Genomic DNA, 16,736 nt, shown 5'->3' with positions numbered 1-16,736 from the left:
ACCGTCGACGATGACATTCCGGGTGACCCCTCAGGTGACGCGGATCACTCCAGAACGGTGCAATCCGCGCGACGCACTTCTTCGACAAAGGTGCGCATCTTGTAGCCGTCCTTGATGCCCGGCTCCAGCTCGATACCGCTGGAGACGTCCACGCCCCACGGCAGCGTCGCCAGCACGGCATCGTAGACGTTCTCAGGGTTCAGGCCACCGGCCAGCAGGAACGGCCGGTGCAACCCGGTCGGAACGCGGCCCCAGTCGAACGCCACGCCGGTGCCGCCACCGCCACCCGGGGCGTGGCTGTCGAACAGGAAGCCGGCAGCGCTGGGGTAGCGCAGCTGCAGGGTGCGGGCGTTGACCTCTTCACGGCCGCCCATGGCGATCGCCTTCAGGTACGGCATGTTGAAGCTGCGGCAGAAGCTTTCGTCTTCCTCACCATGGAACTGCAGCAGGGTCGGACGTACCGTACGCAGCACCTCGCGCACTTCCTCCTTGCTGTTGTTGCGGAACAGCGCCACCACGTCGACCATCGGCGCGATCGCCTGGCGCATCGCGCGGGCCTCGGCCGGTGCAACCCGGCGGCTGCTCTCGCGGGCAAAGATGAAACCCACTGCGTCCACGCCCAGCTCACCGGCCAGGCGGACGTCGCCGGCACGGGTCATTCCACAGAACTTGATGCGCGTACGGTAGTAGGAACGGCTCATAGCGTGACCTCGGCGGGCAGATGCCAGTTGTCGGGGTACAGGGGCCCAAGGAACACCAGGCCCTGCGGCGGTGCGGTGGGACCAGCTACGGTGCGGTCGCGCCCGGCCAGCAGTTCGGCGATCCATTCCACCGGTTTTTCGCCGCTGCCCACCAGGATCAACGATCCGACGATATTGCGGACCATGTGATGAAGAAATGCATTGCCACGTACTGCGACTTCGATCACTTCGCCATGACGGCTGACCTGCAGCGACTGCAGTTCACGCCGCGCATGCAGCGCCTGGCACTGCACCGAACGGAACGCGCTGAAGTCGTTCTCACCAAGCAATGCCTGGCCGGCGGCATGCATCAGGGTCTCGTCCAGCGCACGGCGCTCCCAGCTCAGGGTCTGCCGGTCCAGCGCCGGCCGTACCTCGCGGTTGAGCAGCCGATAGCGATAGCGGCGCGCACGCGCGGAGAAGCGGGCGTGGAAATCATCGGCTACCGGCACGCACCAGCGCACCGCGATCGAGCGCGGCAGGCGGGTGGTGGTGCCGAGCATCCAGGCGCGCGGATCGCGCACCACGTCGGTATCGAAATGCACGACCTGGCACTGGCCATGCACGCCGGCATCGGTGCGGCCGGCGCAGACCACCTGCAGCGGCGCATCAGCCACCGATGACAGGGCCTGCTCGAGGCTGGCCTGCACGCTGGGACCACCCTCGCCCAGGTTCTGCCAGCCCCTGAAATCGCTGCCGTCGTACTCGACGCCAAGCGCATAACGCATGTGCTACCTCGATGTTGCGGATGGGGCGGCGCTCAGGCCGGATCGCGTTCGGACCAGACCGCCAGTTCGTTGCCACCGGGCTCGACGAACTGGAAGCGGCTGCCACCGGGGAAAGAAAACACCGCGCGCACGATCTCGCCGCCGGCGTCGCGCACGGCGGCCTCGACCGGTGCCAGTGCGTCGGCATACAGCACCAGCAGCGGTGCACCGCTGTCGCTGGCCCGCTGCGGCTGGCCACGGAAGAAGCCGCCCTGCAGGCGGCCATCGTCGAACGCCGTGTAGTCGCTGCCGTAGTCGACGAACGACCAGCCGAACACCTTCTCGAAGAAGGCACGGCTGGCAGCCGGGTCGCTGGACGCGAATTCAACGTAGTCGATGCGGCGTTCGCGGCTCATGGCAAGGTCCTTGTCGGCAGGTTCGGTCACGGCAGGCGCGCCAGCAGTTCACGGGCCTGGGCCTGGCTGTGCAGGTCACCGCCTTCGGCGACTTCCAGCAACAGGGTACGCGCCGTCTGCGCGTCGCCCAGATCGAGGTAGGCAATGGCCAGTTCCAGGCGCTCCTGGCCGGCACGTGGCGACCAGCCGGCGTCGCCGGCAGGCGCGGCCGCGCTCGACGCGATGTCGTCGGAATGAGAGGCCTCGATGCTGCCATGGTCGATGCCGTCGATGGCTTCGGGATGAGCGGCATCCGCCGGCGCCTCGTTGTCATGCGCGTCGGCCGGCAGATCGAACACGCCGCGGAACTGCGGCTGCTGTTCGGCATGCAGTGCGTAATCCGGCACCGCCACGTCGGCCGGCGCCTGCGGTACAACGCGTTCGTCCTGCAGCGGCACGGCGACGACAGCCTCGTCGGCGGTGGTTGCGGAATCGTCCCAGCGCGGCAGATCGGTCACCGCTTCGGGCAAGGCCACTGCGTCCTCGTCGCGCAGCGTGTCGGCCTGCCAGTCGGCCCGTACCGCGTGCTCGGCGACAGGTTCGGCGACCACTACGTCGTGCACTTCGGTTTCGGTCGCCCAGTCGGGCATCGCCGGTTCCTGGCGGCCGTTGCCGGCAACAGCCGATGACCACGAGGACTGCTCGGCCAGCGTATCCAGCGCCGCACCCGCCGGCACCGCTGCGGCCAGGCCGGCGGCATCGTCTTCCTCACGCAGCGGCGGCAGCGGCGACGGCTTGCGACGACGCAGCAGCCAGGCGGCGCCCGCCGCCAGCAGCAGCACCGGCAGCCCCAGCCAGTACCACGGCGTTGCCGCATCGCGGGCATCCGGTGCCTGCGCCAGGCGCTGCTGCGCGGCGGCCAGGTCGTTGTCCTTCATCGCGATCAGCGACTGCTGCTGTTCCTTGAGCTTTTCCAGGTCGGCCACGCGCTGCTTCAGCTCGCCGATCTCGGCATCGCGGGTGGCGATGTCCTCACGCGCCTGGCGCAGTTGTTCGTTGCCCAGCATGTCACCCTCGCTGCCGGCAGCGGTGCCGGTGGTTGTGCCCGCGTGCGCGGCGTCGGACGCCAGCGCCGGAGCGATCTCAAGTCGTGCCCCATTGGCCGCAGCCGGGGAAGAAGCGTTCGTGGCTGCCGCCTTGGCAACCGGTGCGGCCATGCCCACCGGTTGCGGCACGGTACGTGCCTGCCGCCATTGCGCGGCATGCTCGCGCACGAGCGTCGCCGCTTCGGCAGCGTCGACCGCAGCAAGCGCATCACTGCCGGGCATGCGCAGCACCGCACCCTGCTTGAGCAGGTTGACGTTGCCGCGGATGAAGGCTTCGGGATTGGCACGCAGCAGGGCGATCATCGCGCGGTCGCGACTGACCTGGTTGCCACGTGCCACCGCACTGGCGATCTCCGACAGGGTCTGCCCGCGCTGCACGGTGATGCTGCCATCGGCCGCCGGTGCAGCAACTGGCGCGGAGGCCGCACGCGGGCGTGCCGGTGCTGGCGCCACCGGTGGTGGCGGCGTCGTGGGCGTCTCTGCTGCTGGCACCGAAGCCGGTGCAGGTTCACGCACGATGGTATTGGAGAGCGTACCGGCCGGCGCGACGATTTCCGGCTCGGCCACGGCCAACGCACTGGGCGGCGCATCGACCAGTGCCGAGTACTCACGCACCAGGCGGCCCTGGCCCCAGTCGGCTTCGATCAGGAAGCTGAGCGACGGCGTCTCCACCGGCGCCTGCGAGGTGACGCGCACCACCGCCCTGCCCTGCGTGTCGCGGGTCAGTTCGAACTGCAGTTCACTGACCAGTCCGGTTGGCCGCTGCAGGCCGACACGTTCGAAGGTGACCGGTGAGGCCAGCGCCACGCGCAGGTTTTCCAGTTCGGACGGGTCCGCCGAGACCACCGGGATTTCGGCCAGCAGGGGCTGGCCCGGCTTGGACAGGACCCGGATGTCGCCCAACCCCAGGGCAAGCGCCGAACTGCTGGCCAGGGCGAGCAGTGCGGCGGACAGATAGGTGAGCGGGCGCTTTGCGCCCTTGGCCCGTTTATTCATGGGCGACACTATAAAGCGTGCGGACCGGGGTCCGCACCCACCGATGGGAGACCTTCGGTAGTGCCGGCCGCTGGCCGGCATACACGCACGCCCCCATCACGGCAATACCGGCCAGCGGCCGGCACTACCGGTGAGGCAACCGCTGTGATCAGCGCTGCTCGGCGGCGACCAGCTCGGCCAGCTGCACGGCATTCAACGCCGCGCCCTTGCGCACGTTATCCGACACGATCCACAGGTTCAGGCCGCGCGGGTGCGACAGGTCCTCACGGATGCGGCCGACGTATACCGCGTCGGTGCCCGACGCATGCGTGACCGGGGTCGGGTAACCACCGGCTTCGTGACGATCGACCACTTCGATGCCCGGCGACTGCTCCAGCAGCGCGCGTGCTTCGGCCACGGTGACCTTATCGCGGGTCTCGATCGCGACCGACTCGGAGTGGCCGTAGAACACCGGCACGCGCACCGCAGTCGGGTTCACCAGGATGCTGTCGTCGCCGAGGATCTTGCGGGTCTCCCAGATCAGCTTCATCTCTTCCTTGGTGAAGCCGTTGTCCTGGAAGTCGTCGATGTGCGGAATCAGGTTGAAGGCGATCTGCACCGGGAAGCGCTGCGGATCGATTTCCTGGAAACTCAGCAGCTGGCCGGTCTGCTTGCCCAGTTCCTCGGTTGCCGAACGGCCACCGCCGGACACCGACTGGTAGGTGGAGACGTTGATGCGCTCGATGCCGTACTTGCGGTGCAGCGGTGCCAACGCCACCAGCATCTGCATGGTCGAGCAGTTCGGGTTGGCGATGATGCCGCGCGGACGGTTGGCGACCTGCTCCGGGTTGACCTCGGACACCACCAGCGGCACGTCATCGTCGTAACGGAAGGCCGAGGAGTTGTCGATCACCACCGCACCCGCTGCGGCGAACTTCGGTGCGTATTCCTTGGACACGCTGCCGCCGGCCGAGAACAGGGCGATCTCGACGCCGCTCGGATCGAAGGTGGCCAGGTCCTGGACCTTGACCTTCTGGCCGTTGAACTCGATCTCGCCGCCGGCCGAACGCTCGGAAGCGAGAACGCTCAGGGTGCCGACCGGGAAATCACGCTCGGCCAGGATCGACAACATGGTCTCGCCGACCGCACCGGTGGCACCGACGACGGCGACGTGGAAACTGCGCTGTGCATTGCTCATGGGGGAAACTCTCACGAAAACGGGGATGGGGAAAAAAACACGCACGACAGCTGGGTTCGGGGAACCTCCTCAAGCGGGGCGCGCGGAGGTTCCCTATCGTTTCCCGGTTTTTTTGCCCAGAGTCACGCGCGCGGCCATCGCCGCGTCAGCGTTGATCGCGCTCGGCATGCGCGACGGGCCGCCGTCCAGGCCGAGCCCGGCAACCAGATTATCCACGGCCAGCTGTACCATCGCCGTGCGCGTGGCCAGCGAGGCGCTGCCGATGTGCGGAGTGAGCACGACGTTGCGCAGCGCCAGCAGTTCGGGGCGTACCTTTGGCTCGCCTTCGTACACATCCAGACCCGCTGCAGCAAGGCGGCCGTTGGCCAGCGCATCGGCCAGCGCGATCTCATCGACCAGGCCGCCGCGGGCGATGTTCACCAGCGTCGCCGACGGCTTCATCTTCGCCAGTGCAGCGGCATCGATCAGGTGATGCGAGGCCGGGGTATACGGCAGCACCAGCAGCAGGTGATCGGCCTGCGCCAGCAGCGTGTCCAGGTCAACGTAACGGGCCCCCACCTCCGCTTCGATCGCGGCCGGAAGCTGCGAACGGTTGTGGTACAGCACCTTCATGCCGAAACCATGCGCGCCGCGGCGGGCGATGCCCTGGCCGATGCGGCCCATGCCGAGGATACCCAGCGTGCTGCCGTGGATGTCGGCACCGAGCATGGTCTGGAACGACCACTGCTGCCACTGGCCTTCGCGCAGCCAGCGCTCGGATTCAGTGATGCGGCGCGCGGTGGCCATCAACAGAGCGAAACCGAGATCGGCGGTGGTTTCAGTCAGGACGTCCGGGGTATTGCTGGCGAGGATGCCGGCCGCGCTGAGCGCGTCGACGTCCAGGTTGTTGTAGCCGACACCGACATTGGCGATCACCTGCAGCTGCGCGGCATCGGCCACCTGGGCCGCACCGATGCGCTCGTTGAGGGTGATGATGGCGCCGTCGGCGCTGGCCAGCTGTTCGGCGATCTGGTCGGGCGACCAGGCGGTGACGGTGTCGGTGCTGCGCAGCTGCACGCGATCGCGCAGCGGCGCGATGGCCGCGTCGATCAGCGGCTGGCTCACCCACACGGTCGGCCGCGTGTCAGCCATCGATCTGCCCGGGAATGCGCGGGGTGATCGTGCCGACATCGCCGCACTGCGCGCGATGACGCAGCGCCTGGTCCATCAGCACCATCGCCACCATCGCCTCGGCGATCGGAGTGGCGCGGATGCCGACGCAGGGATCGTGGCGACCGGTGGTGACCACCTCGACCACGTTGCCGGCCGTGTCCAGCGACGGGCCCGGCAGGCGCAGGCTGGAGGTCGGCTTCAACGCGATCGACGCGACCACCGGCTGGCCGGTGGAAATGCCACCGAGGATGCCGCCGGCATGGTTGCTGGCGAAGCCCTGCGGGGTCAGCAGGTCGCGGTGTTCGGTGCCCTTCTGTGCGGCGCTGGCGAAACCGTCGCCGATCTCAACGCCCTTCACCGCGTTGATGCTCATCAGCGCGGCGGCCAGTTCGCCATCGAGCTTGCCGTAGATCGGCTCGCCCCAGCCTGGCGGCACGTTGTCGGCCACCACGTCCACGCGCGCACCGACCGAATCACCGGACTTGCGCAAGGCATCCATGTACGCCTCCAGTTCCGGCACCTGTGCGGCGTGCGGCCAGAAGAAGGGATTGTCTTCCACCGCCGACCAGTCGAAACCGGCCGGGGTGATGTCGCCCAGCTGCGACAGGTAGCCGCGCACGGTCACGCCGAAGCGCTCGGCCAGCCATTTCTTGGCGACTACGCCGGCGGCCACGCGCATGGTGGTCTCGCGTGCCGAAGAACGGCCGCCGCCACGCGGGTCGCGGATGCCGTACTTGTGCCAGTAGCTGTAGTCGGCATGGCCCGGCCGGAACTGCTGGCCGATGTTGGCGTAGTCCTTGCTGCGCTGGTCGGTGTTGCGGATCAGCAGGGCGATCGGCGTGCCGGTGGTCAGGCCCTCGTACACGCCGGACAGGATCTCGACCTCGTCCGCCTCGCGGCGCGCTGAGGTGTGCCGGCTCTTGCCGGTAGCGCGACGCTGCAGGTCGTGGGCGAATTCGGCCGCGTCCAGCGCCAGCCCCGGAGGGCAGCCATCGATCACGCAGCCGATGGCCGGCCCGTGCGACTCGCCGAACGTGGTGACGGTGAACAGCTTGCCGAACGAATTGGAACTCACGGGCGCTGCGCCGCCAGTTCGGTGATGCGCGCGCTGTGGGCGATCAGCTCGCGGCATTCGACCGCGAAGATGCCCATCTGGCCAACCTTGAATTCGATCCAGGCGAAGTCGACTTCCGGCAGCAGCTTGATCAGGTGCTGCTCGGACTCGCCCACTTCACAGATCAGCAGACCGTCTTCGCTCAGGTGCAGCGGGGCATCGCGCAGGATCTTCAGCACCAGGTCCAGGCCGTCGTCGCCGGCACGCAGGCCCATCTCCGGCTCGTAGGAGTATTCCTGCGGCAGGGCATCGGTCTCGTCGTTGGTGACGTACGGGGGGTTGGTGACGATCAGGTCGTAGTGGCGACCGGTCAGGCCGTTGAACAGGTCCGACTTGAGCAGGGTCACGTTGTGCGCCTGCAGGCGCTCCTTGTTCTCCTCGGCCAACGACAGCGCGTCGTCGCTCAGGTCGACACCGTCCACTTCCCAGTTCGGGTAGTAGTGCCCCATGGCGATGGCGATGCAGCCCGAACCGGTGCACAGGTCCAGTGCACGATGCACGTCACGACCTGCCAGCCACGGCTCGAAACCGCACTCGATCAGCTCGGCGATCGGAGAGCGCGGCACCAGGGCGCGCGCGTCGCTCTTGAAACTCAGGCCGGCGAACCAGGCCTCACCGGTCAGGTAGGCGGCCGGGATGCGTTCGTCGATGCGACGCTGGAACAGTTCCAGCACGCGCACCTTCTCTTCCTGCAGCAGGCGCGCCTGGCCGTAGGCCGGCCCCAGATCGTGCGGCAGGTGCAGGCTGTGCAGCACCAGCTGGGTCGCTTCATCCAGCGCGTTGTCGTAGCTGTGCCCGAAGGTCAGCCCGGCTTCGTTGAAACGGCTGGTGCCGTAGCGGATCAGATCGATGATCGTGTGGAGTTCGGCGGCCGTTTCAGCGGTCATGGCGGTACTGCGGGCAAAGTGGCCCTCGATTATAGGGGCTGGCGCCCGCGGCGGCATCCGTTGCGGCAGAAACGATCGAGCCGCAGCCGGTATGATGGAGCCCACTTCGCGCGGGGGCTCCCATGTTCAATCGCAACGCCGGCATCATCCTGCTGATCGCCCTGGCGGCGGGTCTCGGCCTGCTGGCCGCCCAGCAGGTGTTCGCGCCGAAGCCGCCGGCCAATGCCCCGGCCACCGAAGCGATCACGCTGTACCCGCAGCCGCGCGAACTGCCCGACTTCAATCTGGCCCAGTCCGACGGCACCCGCCTGATCCCGGGCGAACTGAAGGGTCACTGGACCCTGGTGTTCCTGGGCTTCACCTTCTGCCCGGACGTCTGCCCGACCACCCTGGCCGAGCTGGCCGGCGCGCAGAACCAGTGGGAGGCCCTGCCCGACAGCCTGCGCCCGCGCGTGCTGTTCATCTCGGTCGACCCGGACCGTGACAGCGCCACCCGCCTCGGCGAGTACGTGCACGGCTTCCACAAGGACACTCTGGCCGCCACCGCCGATGTGCCCTCGCTGGAGCGCTTCGCCACCTCGCTGGGCTTCGTGTTCCAGAAGGTGCCGGGCAAGCACTTCGACGAGAACCCCGAGGATTACACCGTCGAGCACTCGGCCAGCCTGGCCGTGCTCGACCCGCAGGGCCGCCTTGCCGGCCTGGTGCGGCCCCCGTTCAACGCGCCGGCCATTGCCCGCGACCTGCAGAAGCTGACCGAGAAAACCGCCCCATGAGCCTCACCACCGCCCTGACGTACGCCCTGCCCCACCGCCTGCTGTCCTCGATGGCGCGTTCGCTGGCGTACTCGGACGATCCGCGCGTGTCGCGCTGGCTGATCGACACGGTCACCCGCAAGTTCAACGTCAATCTGGACGAAGCGGCCAACCCGGACCCGCGCAGCTATGCCACCTTCAACCAGTTCTTCACCCGTGCACTGAAGCCGGGCGCGCGCGTGGCCGATGCCGATCCGCGCAGCCTGGTGATGCCGGCCGACGGCCGCATCAGCCAGCTCGGCAGGATCGAAGCCGGCCGCATCTTCCAGGCCAAGGGCCAGTCGTTCACCGCCGCCGAACTGCTGGGCAGTGACGAGGACGCCAAGCCGTACAACGAAGGCCTGTACGCCACCGTGTACCTGTCGCCGCGCGACTACCACCGCGTGCACATGCCGTGGACCGGCACCCTGCGCGAAACCGTGCACGTGCCCGGCCGCCTGTTCAGCGTCGGCCCGGCCGCCGTCAACGGCGTGCCGCGCCTGTTCGCGCGCAACGAGCGCCTGGTCTGCCATTTCGACACCAGCTTCGGCCCGATGGTCAGCGTGATGGTCGGTGCGCTGCTGGTGTCCGGTGTGGAAACCGTGTGGAGCGGCGAAGAAATTCCGGCCTACGGTGACCGCATCACCCGCAAGGACTACCGCGGCCAGGGCATCCAGCTGGAGCGCTTCGCCGAGATGGCGCGCTTCAACTACGGCTCGACCGTGATCGTGCTGCTGCCGCCGGGCGTGGCCGAGTTCGCCCCGCAGCTGGGTGCTGAAAGCCCGGTGCAGCTGGGCCAGGCGCTGGCGAAGCTGCGCTGACAAAAAGGGGACGGAGGGGATTAAGTCGTTTATGCATAAACGACTTAATCCCCTCCGTCCCCTTTTTCCACAACGGAATGCCGGCCAGCGGCCGGCACTACCGGTACGCGCGTTACTGCAGGGCCGGAGCCGGGCCGACGTCCATGCCGTCGTAGTCTTCCACGCCCTTTTCCGCGGCCAGGGCAGCGAATTCCTGGTTGCGGCGGTCCAGCGAGGCTTCGTCGTGGATCTCCACGCGCTCCACATGCAGCACGTGGAACGGCGCGTCGCCCTCTTCCGGATCCTGTTCGAACAATTCCACGAAGGTGTAACCCTGCGCCTGCAGGTGCTGCGCCAGTGCCTGCAACGGCTCGGCAGTGGAGTGCACGAAGAAGTACCCCCACAGCAACGGGCCGGTGATGTCCCAGTCGGTGTTTTCGCGGAGGTTGGCGAACAGGTTGCGGGTGTCTTCGAGGTCCATGCGGATTCCAGGGTCGGGGGGATTACTTGTCGCAGCCCTGCAGCTTCAGCGTCTGGCCGTGGCGCAGGCTGTAGGCCGGGGCCTTCAGGCCATTGGCGCGGGCCAGGGTGGGCACGTCGCACTGGAACTTGGCCGCGATGGCACCCAGGGTTTCACCGCGGCCCACCTTGTGGCTGCGCACCGGCTTCGGGCGCGCCGCCGGGCGCGGCGTGGCCACCGGAGCAACCGGCGTGGTCGGCACGCTGGTGGACGCGGCCGCATCGGCCACCGGCACCACGCCGCCCACGGCCACGCTCCCGGTGTAGCTGGTCGCGGCCGGGCGCTTGATTGCTGCGTTCAGATCGGCGGTGATCAGCGTGCGGGCCAGGTCGGCACGCGGGCCACTGACGCAGTTGCGCTGGTACAGGCTGGCAATGCGGGTGGTGGCGTTGATCAGCGTGCCGGCCGGAATCCAGCCATCGGCCTCATAGCGCGGGTTGAGATTGCGCAGCGCGCGCATGTAGCCATCACGGGTGCCGTGGCTGCCCAGGCAGATGGTCAGTTCGTAGATGGTGGTGGACTTGGCCAGGCGCAGCGTGGCCGGCTGCGCACTGATCTTCGGCAGCTCCACGCCGTACTGCTGCGGGTGCAGGAAGATCCAGGCCGCGGCGATCACCATCGGCACGTAATCCTTGGTTTCACCGGGGAACTGGTTGTAGACGCTGTCGGTCCAGAAACTCTGGCCACCGCTCTGCTTGAACACGCGCGCGGCGCGGCCTTCGCCACCGTTGTAGGCGGCCACCGACATTTCCACGTTGTTGTTCAGTTCGCGCAGGCGCTCGTTGAGATAACTGGCGCTGGCTTCGGCGGCGCTGCGTGCGTCAAAGCGCGTGTCGAAGCCGGTGCCGTCCGGGCCCAGGCCGAAGCGGCGGCCGGTGGCCGGCATGAACTGCATCAGCCCGGCGGCGCCGGCACGCGAGGAGGCATGCACACGGCCGTTGGACTCCTTGGCCATGATGCCGAACAGCAGCGCCTCCGGCAGACCACGCTTTTCCCACTCCGGCCACATCACCGCGCGCAGGTTCTGGTAGTTCTCGTAGCTGGTCAGCAGCGCCGGGCGCATGTCGGTCAACCAGCGGCGGATGCCGGCCTGCACGGCGGGGTTGTACTCGACCATGGTGTCGAAGGCATGTCGCTTGTCGTTGAGCAGCGCTGCAGCGCGCGCGGCCTCCGGCACGTCGGCGGTAAGCGGGCCGATATGGTCGGGGTCGGCTTCCAGGCGGTCACCACCCTCATCGGCCACGTCATCGCTGGCAGCGGCATCAGCATCATGCTTGAGCAGGCGCTTGTAGCTGGCCAGCAGGGTGCCCATCTGGCAGCCCTTCTGCTTCACGCAGTCGTTGAGGACATCTTCCATGTCCTCCAGCGCGGCGTCCGCCTCGTTGCTGCCCTTGGGGTCGGCATTGGCGACCAGCAGCAGCGCATCGCTGTAGCGCTTCTCGGCGGCGGTCATGCGCTGCTGCAGCGCATCCACCTTCACCTTGTCCCGGGCCGAAACCCGCTGCGCATGGGCGTCGGGCGCCAGGGAAACCAGGCCGGCCAGGGCCAGCAGCGGCCAACCGCGGGAAATCAGGACAGGAACGGGCATTGATGGCACTGTGTGCGAAACAGGCAGGCAGAGTAGCGGCGCCGCCAAGGTCCGGGCAAGCCGACCTTCGGCCCGTCACCGCCGGCGGTTAACATTGGGCTATTCACCACAAGGGCTGGACCATGGATCCGATTCTGCTCGGCAAAGGCATCACCGACGATATTGCCGTCACCCTGCTGCCGAAACTCGGCAACCGCCACGGCCTGGTGGCCGGCGCCACCGGTACCGGCAAGACCGTGACCCTGATGACCCTGGCCGAGGGCTTCTCGCGGCTGGGCGTGCCGGTGTTCCTGGCCGATGTGAAGGGCGATGTGTCCGGCCTGGCCGTGCCCGGCACCGGTGCCGAGAACCTGCTCAAGCGCGCCGCCGAGATCGGCGTGGCCGACTACGCGCCGGCCGCCAGCCCGACCATTTTCTGGGACCTGTACGGCAAGCTCGGCCACCCGGTGCGCACTACGGTCAGCGAAATGGGCCCGACCCTGCTGGCACGCATCCTCGAGTTGAACGACACCCAGGCCGGGGTGCTCGATATCGTATTCAAGCTGGCCGACGATCGCGGCCTGCTGCTGCTGGACATGGATGACCTGCGCGCTCTGCTCGGCCTGGTTGCCGAAGAACGCAAGGACATCTCCACCGAGTACGGCCTGGTCAGCGCACAGTCGATCGCTGCCATCCAGCGCTCGGTGTTGCGCCTGGCACAGGATGGCGGCGAGAACTTCTTCGGCGAACCGGCCTTGGAACTGGCCGACATCATGCGGGTCAATCACGACGGCCGCGGCGTGATCGGCATCCTCGCCGCCGACCAGCTGGTGCTCAAGCCCAAGTTGTATTCCACCTTCCTGCTGTGGCTGCTGTCGGAGCTGTTCGAGCAGCTGCCGGAGGTGGGCGACCTGGACAAGCCGAAGCTGGTCTTCATCTTCGACGAGGCCCACCTGCTGTTCGACGACGCACCGGCCTCGCTGGTGCAGCGCATCGAGCAGGTGGTGCGCCTGATCCGCTCCAAGGGCGTGGGCGTGTATTTCTGCTCGCAGTTCCCCGACGACGTACCGGGCAACATCCTCGGCCAGCTCGGCAACCGCGTGCAGCACGCACTGCGTGCGTTCACCCCGCGCGACCAGAAGGCGGTGAAGACCGCTGCCGAGACCTTCGTGCCGAATCCGAAGCTGGACGTGGCCAAGGTGCTCAGTCAGCTCGGCACCGGCGAAGCACTGGTCTCCACGCTGCAGGACAAGGGCGTGCCGATGCCGGTGCAGCAGACGATGATCGCACCGCCGCGCTGCCGGATGGGGCCGATCACCGAGGCCGAGCGCGCCCAGGTGCGTGCCGGCAGCCCGGTCGGCAGCCGCTACGACACCGCGATCAACCGCGAATCGGCCGCCGAGCTGCTGGCCCAGCGTGCGCAGAAAACAGTCGAGCAGGCGCAGGCTCCCGCCGCCCGCAGCCGCGAGCAGGACGAAGCGCAGGAAGGCGGTTTCGGCCAGGCGATCAAGGATGCGATCTTCGGCACCAAGCGCCGCCAGGGCATGATCGAGACCATGGCCAAGCAGACCACGCGTACCGTTGGCACCAAGCTGGGCAACCAGATCGTGCGCGGCCTGCTGGGCGGCATCTTCGGCGGCAAACGCTGACCTGCCCTCCCGGGGTCGGAGGCCTTTCCTGTGGAAAGGACCCGGCCCCATCGTTCCCCTGAAAAGAAGTCGCACCACATGTCGCGTTGGCGCCCCCCTGCAGAAAAGAGTACCGCCCTGATCACCGCCTCCGGCCACGCCCGGTTGAAGGCCGAACTGGATGAGCTGTGGCGCGTGCGCCGCCCGGAGGTGGTGAAGGCGCTGGCCGCTGCTGCAGCGGAAGGCGATCGTTCGGAAAACGCCGAGTACACCTATCGCAAGAAGCAGCTGGGTGAAATCGACCGCCGCGTGCGCTACCTGACCAAGCGGCTGGAATCGCTGCGCGTGGTCGACACCACGCCGACCGATCCGCAGGCGGTGTTCTTCGGTGCGTGGGTGGAACTGGAGAACGTGGACAGTGGCGACACCAGCCGCTATCGCATTGTCGGCCCGGATGAGACCGACGCAGGCCTGGGTTGGATCAGCATCGATTCGCCGCTGGCACGTGCACTGCTGAAGAAGCGGCTGGATGATGAATTCTCGGTGGAGCTGCCCGGCGGCCAGTTCACCTTTGCGGTAATCGGGGTGGAATACGAGCCGTTGTAGAGTCGACTGTCAGTCGACTACCGCGCGAAGCGCGGCACAAACCTCCGCAGCCGGACGGCAAACGCACCGCGATCCTCAATCGCGGTTGATGACTCGCCGAAGCCATCTGTCAGGCGTTCACGGCCTCGGAACGAAGAGCAGTCGACTGACAGTCGACTCTACATAGCCCCGTGCAACGGCGGCGGATACTGGCGGCCGGCACGCAACGGGCGGAAGTACGCGGCATCTGCATAGAAGTCGGCGTCCTGTCTCTCGTGCCAGCCCGGAACTCCAGCCAACGGCAGCGGACGCAACTGCAGGGGATCGGTCACTGCCCTGCCTTCGGCAATGGCCGCGGTCACCGCGTCAACACAGGTGTCATCGGCTTTGCCGTGCACCACCACGCACTTGCCCACCAGCCGGCGGCCCGGCAGCAGCGCCTGCTCCATCAGCGCGTGCCCGAATACCGCAGCGATGGCGATGTCACCGCTCAGCCAGTGTCTCGATTCGAACAGCGCACACCAGTCGTGCACATCCCAGGCAGCCAGCAGCGTGTGATCGCGCACACGCACGATCACGCCGGTTTCGTCGAACTGGGTCAGTGCCGCCTGCGCGCGGTTGCGCTGACCCGGCGGCATCGCCTCGATATGCCGGCACTGCTGCGCATTGAGCGCCTGCTTGAGCTGCGGGTAGTGGGCCCACACCAGTGCGTTGAACAGGTCATGCCAGTTGTCGGCGCGGGTGGCGATGCGGCCCTGTGCGATGCGGGCTTCGTAGTGCAGGCCGTCGGCCAGCAGCCTGGCATCCTGCTCGACCAGCTGCTTGCCGGGCAGCGCGAGGCGTGCCTCGAGCGCTGCAATGGACGGCCACTCCGGGCCTTCCAACAGATCACGAACGTCGCGCAATCCGGCAAACACCGGGTGCCCGAACACCTGTGGATCGACCGCCGCACGCGGCGGCGGCACGAAGCGGCGGGCGCCGCTGCCGTCACCGGCGGCGGCCGTCGCCGCGGTCACAGCATCTTGAGATCGAATGCCGGGCGGGTGGCGGCCGGCAGCGCGTCACCGTACAGGTCGTGCTCGTCGCTCTCGGTGATGTCCACGTCGACGAACTCACCCACGCGCAGCGGCACCTGGTCGGCATTCTGGATGTGCACCAGGCCATCGATCTCCGGCGCATCGGCCTTGGAACGGGCCACGGCGATGTCACCTTCGATGGCATCGACCAGGCACTGCTGCACGGTGCCGATCTTGGCTTCCAGGCGCGCGGCGGAAATCTGCGCCTGCTTCTCCATGAAACGGGCCAGGCGCTCCTGCTTCACTTCTTCCGGCACGGCATCGGGCAAGTCGTTGGCGGTGGCGCCCTCGACCGGTGAGTAGGCAAACGCACCGACGCGATCCAGCTGTGCCTCGTCCAGGAACGACAGCAGTTCTTCGAACTCGGCCTCGGTCTCGCCGGGGAAGCCAACGATGAAGGTCGAACGCACAGTGATGTCCGGGGCGATGCGGCGCCAGTTCTGCACGCGCTCCAGGGTCTTCTCGACCGCACCCGGACGCTTCATCAGGCGCAGGATGCGCGGGCTGGCGTGCTGGAACGGGATGTCCAGGTACGGCAGGATGCGGTTTTCGGCCATCAGCGGCACCACCTCGTCCACGTGCGGGTACGGGTAGACGTAGTGCATGCGCACCCACGCATCCAGCTCGGACAGGCCTTCGCACAGCGCCTTCAAACGGGTCTGGTAGGCCTTGTCGCGCCACATCTTCTCGGCGTACTTCACGTCCACGCCGTAGGCCGAGGTGTCCTGCGAAACCACCAGCAGTTCACGCACGCCACCACGCACCAGGCGCTCGGCTTCACGCAACACCTCGTCAACCGGGCGCGAGACCAGCTTGCCGCGCATCGACGGAATGATGCAGAAGCTGCACTTGTGGTTGCAGCCTTCGGAAATCTTCAGGTAGGCGTAGTGGCGCGGGGTCAGCTTGATGCCGTAGTCGGGCACCAGGTCCACGAACGGATCGTGCTTGGGCGGCAGTGCTTCATGCACCGCTTCCATCACGCTCTGGTAATCCTGCGGGCCGGATACCGCCAGCACGTTGGGGTACGCCTCGCGGATCTGCTCCGGGCGCTTGCCCAGGCAACCGGTGACGATCACCTTGCCGTTCTGGTTCATCGCTTCGCCAATGGCATCCAGCGACTCAGTCACCGCCGAATCGATGAAGCCACAGGTGTTGACCACCACCACGTCGGCCGAATCGTAGGACGGGACGATGTCGTAGCCTTCCGAGCGGAGCTGGGTGAGGATGCGCTCGGAATCGACGAGGGCCTTCGGGCAGCCAAGGCTGACGAAGCCGACTTTGGGGTTCAGCTGGGACATGGAATCGCGGGACTCTGGGGGCCTGGGCCCCTGCCGGCATGGCAGGGGTTCCTGGGGGCCGGGGGCCTGAAAGGGCGCCAGTATACCGGGGTTGGCGGCCACGCTCTGAACGGCCAGCCGCCCGATCACGCACAACCGCTGACGCCGCGCTAACCGGCGCAGCACCGACAATGCAGCTCTGTTCCCAGCAACGAAGA

Annotated in this window: 16 protein-coding genes; 4 read left to right on the top strand and 12 right to left on the bottom strand. The window is 67.4% G+C overall.

All coding sequences use genetic code 11. The annotated features are described in order from the left end of the window. Positions 1-44: 44 nt before the first annotated feature. From ACMZ91_RS19835 to prmB, 8 genes are all read right to left on the bottom strand, one after another. Entirely contained in the window at positions 45-701 is a 657-nt protein-coding gene (locus tag ACMZ91_RS19835; protein ID WP_019660598.1) for a phosphoribosylanthranilate isomerase, read from the bottom strand. Next, positions 698-1,468, bottom strand: a complete 771-nt coding sequence (gene truA, locus ACMZ91_RS19830; protein WP_049398724.1) for a tRNA pseudouridine(38-40) synthase TruA — start codon at positions 1,466-1,468, stop codon at positions 698-700. The genes ACMZ91_RS19835 and truA overlap by 4 nt, the downstream gene beginning before the upstream one ends. Before the next feature lie 32 nt (positions 1,469-1,500). Beyond that, complete coding sequence (locus tag ACMZ91_RS19825; RefSeq protein ID WP_032128247.1) at positions 1,501-1,863, bottom strand: VOC family protein; 363 nt, start codon at positions 1,861-1,863, stop codon at positions 1,501-1,503. A gap of 26 nt (positions 1,864-1,889) precedes the next feature. Then, positions 1,890-3,944, bottom strand: coding sequence for a FimV/HubP family polar landmark protein (locus tag ACMZ91_RS19820; protein ID WP_414578080.1), 2,055 nt, complete (start codon positions 3,942-3,944; stop codon positions 1,890-1,892). 148 nt (positions 3,945-4,092) lie between these two features. Continuing rightward, positions 4,093-5,121 (bottom strand): aspartate-semialdehyde dehydrogenase, encoded by a 1,029-nt coding sequence (locus tag ACMZ91_RS19815; RefSeq protein WP_012511725.1) that lies wholly within the window; start codon positions 5,119-5,121, stop codon positions 4,093-4,095. A gap of 93 nt (positions 5,122-5,214) precedes the next feature. Then, positions 5,215-6,252, bottom strand: a complete 1,038-nt coding sequence (locus ACMZ91_RS19810; RefSeq protein WP_049460694.1) for a 2-hydroxyacid dehydrogenase — start codon at positions 6,250-6,252, stop codon at positions 5,215-5,217. Next, positions 6,245-7,348 carry a chorismate synthase gene (gene aroC / locus ACMZ91_RS19805; RefSeq protein ID WP_005410486.1) on the bottom strand — a complete coding sequence of 368 codons (1,104 nt, stop codon included), beginning with the start codon at positions 7,346-7,348 and terminating at the stop codon, positions 6,245-6,247. The genes ACMZ91_RS19810 and aroC overlap by 8 nt, the downstream gene beginning before the upstream one ends. After that, positions 7,345-8,274 (bottom strand): 50S ribosomal protein L3 N(5)-glutamine methyltransferase, encoded by a 930-nt coding sequence (gene prmB / locus ACMZ91_RS19800; RefSeq protein WP_414578083.1) that lies wholly within the window; start codon positions 8,272-8,274, stop codon positions 7,345-7,347. The genes aroC and prmB overlap by 4 nt, the downstream gene beginning before the upstream one ends. Before the next feature lie 122 nt (positions 8,275-8,396). Between prmB and ACMZ91_RS19795 the strand changes: the two genes are divergently transcribed. Further along, the gene (locus tag ACMZ91_RS19795) at positions 8,397-9,047 is read left to right on the top strand and encodes an SCO family protein (RefSeq protein ID WP_006381470.1); all 651 of its coding nucleotides are present in this window, start codon (positions 8,397-8,399) and stop codon (positions 9,045-9,047) included. Continuing rightward, entirely contained in the window at positions 9,044-9,886 is an 843-nt protein-coding gene (gene asd, locus ACMZ91_RS19790) for an archaetidylserine decarboxylase (RefSeq protein ID WP_125895651.1), read from the top strand. The genes ACMZ91_RS19795 and asd overlap by 4 nt, the downstream gene beginning before the upstream one ends. 112 nt (positions 9,887-9,998) lie before the next feature. Here the strand turns inward: asd and ACMZ91_RS19785 are convergent, their stop codons facing one another. Beyond that, a complete protein-coding gene (locus tag ACMZ91_RS19785; RefSeq protein ID WP_107433337.1) occupies positions 9,999-10,346 on the bottom strand; it encodes a ribonuclease E inhibitor RraB in 348 nt (115 codons plus the stop codon). Between the two features lie 22 nt (positions 10,347-10,368). Then, a complete protein-coding gene (locus ACMZ91_RS19780; protein ID WP_414578595.1) occupies positions 10,369-11,973 on the bottom strand; it encodes a transglycosylase SLT domain-containing protein in 1,605 nt (534 codons plus the stop codon). A 122-nt stretch (positions 11,974-12,095) separates the two neighbouring features. Between ACMZ91_RS19780 and ACMZ91_RS19775 the strand changes: the two genes are divergently transcribed. Continuing rightward, positions 12,096-13,601, top strand: a complete 1,506-nt coding sequence (locus tag ACMZ91_RS19775; RefSeq protein ID WP_279912817.1) for a helicase HerA-like domain-containing protein — start codon at positions 12,096-12,098, stop codon at positions 13,599-13,601. 78 nt (positions 13,602-13,679) lie between these two features. Beyond that, a complete protein-coding gene (gene greB / locus ACMZ91_RS19770) occupies positions 13,680-14,186 on the top strand; it encodes a transcription elongation factor GreB (protein ID WP_032128239.1) in 507 nt (168 codons plus the stop codon). Between the two features lie 158 nt (positions 14,187-14,344). Here the strand turns inward: greB and ACMZ91_RS19765 are convergent, their stop codons facing one another. Further along, entirely contained in the window at positions 14,345-15,181 is an 837-nt protein-coding gene (locus ACMZ91_RS19765; RefSeq protein WP_414578597.1) for a DUF3025 domain-containing protein, read from the bottom strand. Beyond that, on the bottom strand, positions 15,178-16,539 hold the full coding sequence (rimO, locus tag ACMZ91_RS19760) for a 30S ribosomal protein S12 methylthiotransferase RimO (protein WP_049398716.1): 1,362 nt from the start codon (positions 16,537-16,539) through the stop codon (positions 15,178-15,180). The genes ACMZ91_RS19765 and rimO overlap by 4 nt, the downstream gene beginning before the upstream one ends. Between the last annotated feature and the right edge of the window lie 197 nt (positions 16,540-16,736).

The organism is Stenotrophomonas sp. FR024 (assembly GCF_047500745.2).
GTDB lineage: Bacteria > Pseudomonadota > Gammaproteobacteria > Xanthomonadales > Xanthomonadaceae > Stenotrophomonas > Stenotrophomonas maltophilia_A.
This window is presented reverse-complemented; position numbering and strand designations above follow the sequence as displayed.

Coding starts and splice junctions, on each gene's coding strand:
- ACMZ91_RS19835 (WP_019660598.1), bottom strand. CDS start 701: ATGAGCCGTTCCTACTACCGTACGCGCATCAAGTTCTGTGGAATGACC.
- truA (WP_049398724.1), bottom strand. CDS start 1,468: ATGCGTTATGCGCTTGGCGTCGAGTACGACGGCAGCGATTTCAGGGGC.
- ACMZ91_RS19825 (WP_032128247.1), bottom strand. CDS start 1,863: ATGAGCCGCGAACGCCGCATCGACTACGTTGAATTCGCGTCCAGCGAC.
- ACMZ91_RS19820 (WP_414578080.1), bottom strand. CDS start 3,944: ATGAATAAACGGGCCAAGGGCGCAAAGCGCCCGCTCACCTATCTGTCC.
- ACMZ91_RS19815 (WP_012511725.1), bottom strand. CDS start 5,121: ATGAGCAATGCACAGCGCAGTTTCCACGTCGCCGTCGTCGGTGCCACC.
- ACMZ91_RS19810 (WP_049460694.1), bottom strand. CDS start 6,252: ATGGCTGACACGCGGCCGACCGTGTGGGTGAGCCAGCCGCTGATCGAC.
- prmB (WP_414578083.1), bottom strand. CDS start 8,274: ATGACCGCTGAAACGGCCGCCGAACTCCACACGATCATCGATCTGATC.
- ACMZ91_RS19795 (WP_006381470.1), top strand. CDS start 8,397: ATGTTCAATCGCAACGCCGGCATCATCCTGCTGATCGCCCTGGCGGCG.
- asd (WP_125895651.1), top strand. CDS start 9,044: ATGAGCCTCACCACCGCCCTGACGTACGCCCTGCCCCACCGCCTGCTG.
- ACMZ91_RS19785 (WP_107433337.1), bottom strand. CDS start 10,346: ATGGACCTCGAAGACACCCGCAACCTGTTCGCCAACCTCCGCGAAAAC.
- ACMZ91_RS19780 (WP_414578595.1), bottom strand. CDS start 11,973: ATGCCCGTTCCTGTCCTGATTTCCCGCGGTTGGCCGCTGCTGGCCCTG.
- ACMZ91_RS19775 (WP_279912817.1), top strand. CDS start 12,096: ATGGATCCGATTCTGCTCGGCAAAGGCATCACCGACGATATTGCCGTC.
- greB (WP_032128239.1), top strand. CDS start 13,680: ATGTCGCGTTGGCGCCCCCCTGCAGAAAAGAGTACCGCCCTGATCACC.
- rimO (WP_049398716.1), bottom strand. CDS start 16,539: ATGTCCCAGCTGAACCCCAAAGTCGGCTTCGTCAGCCTTGGCTGCCCG.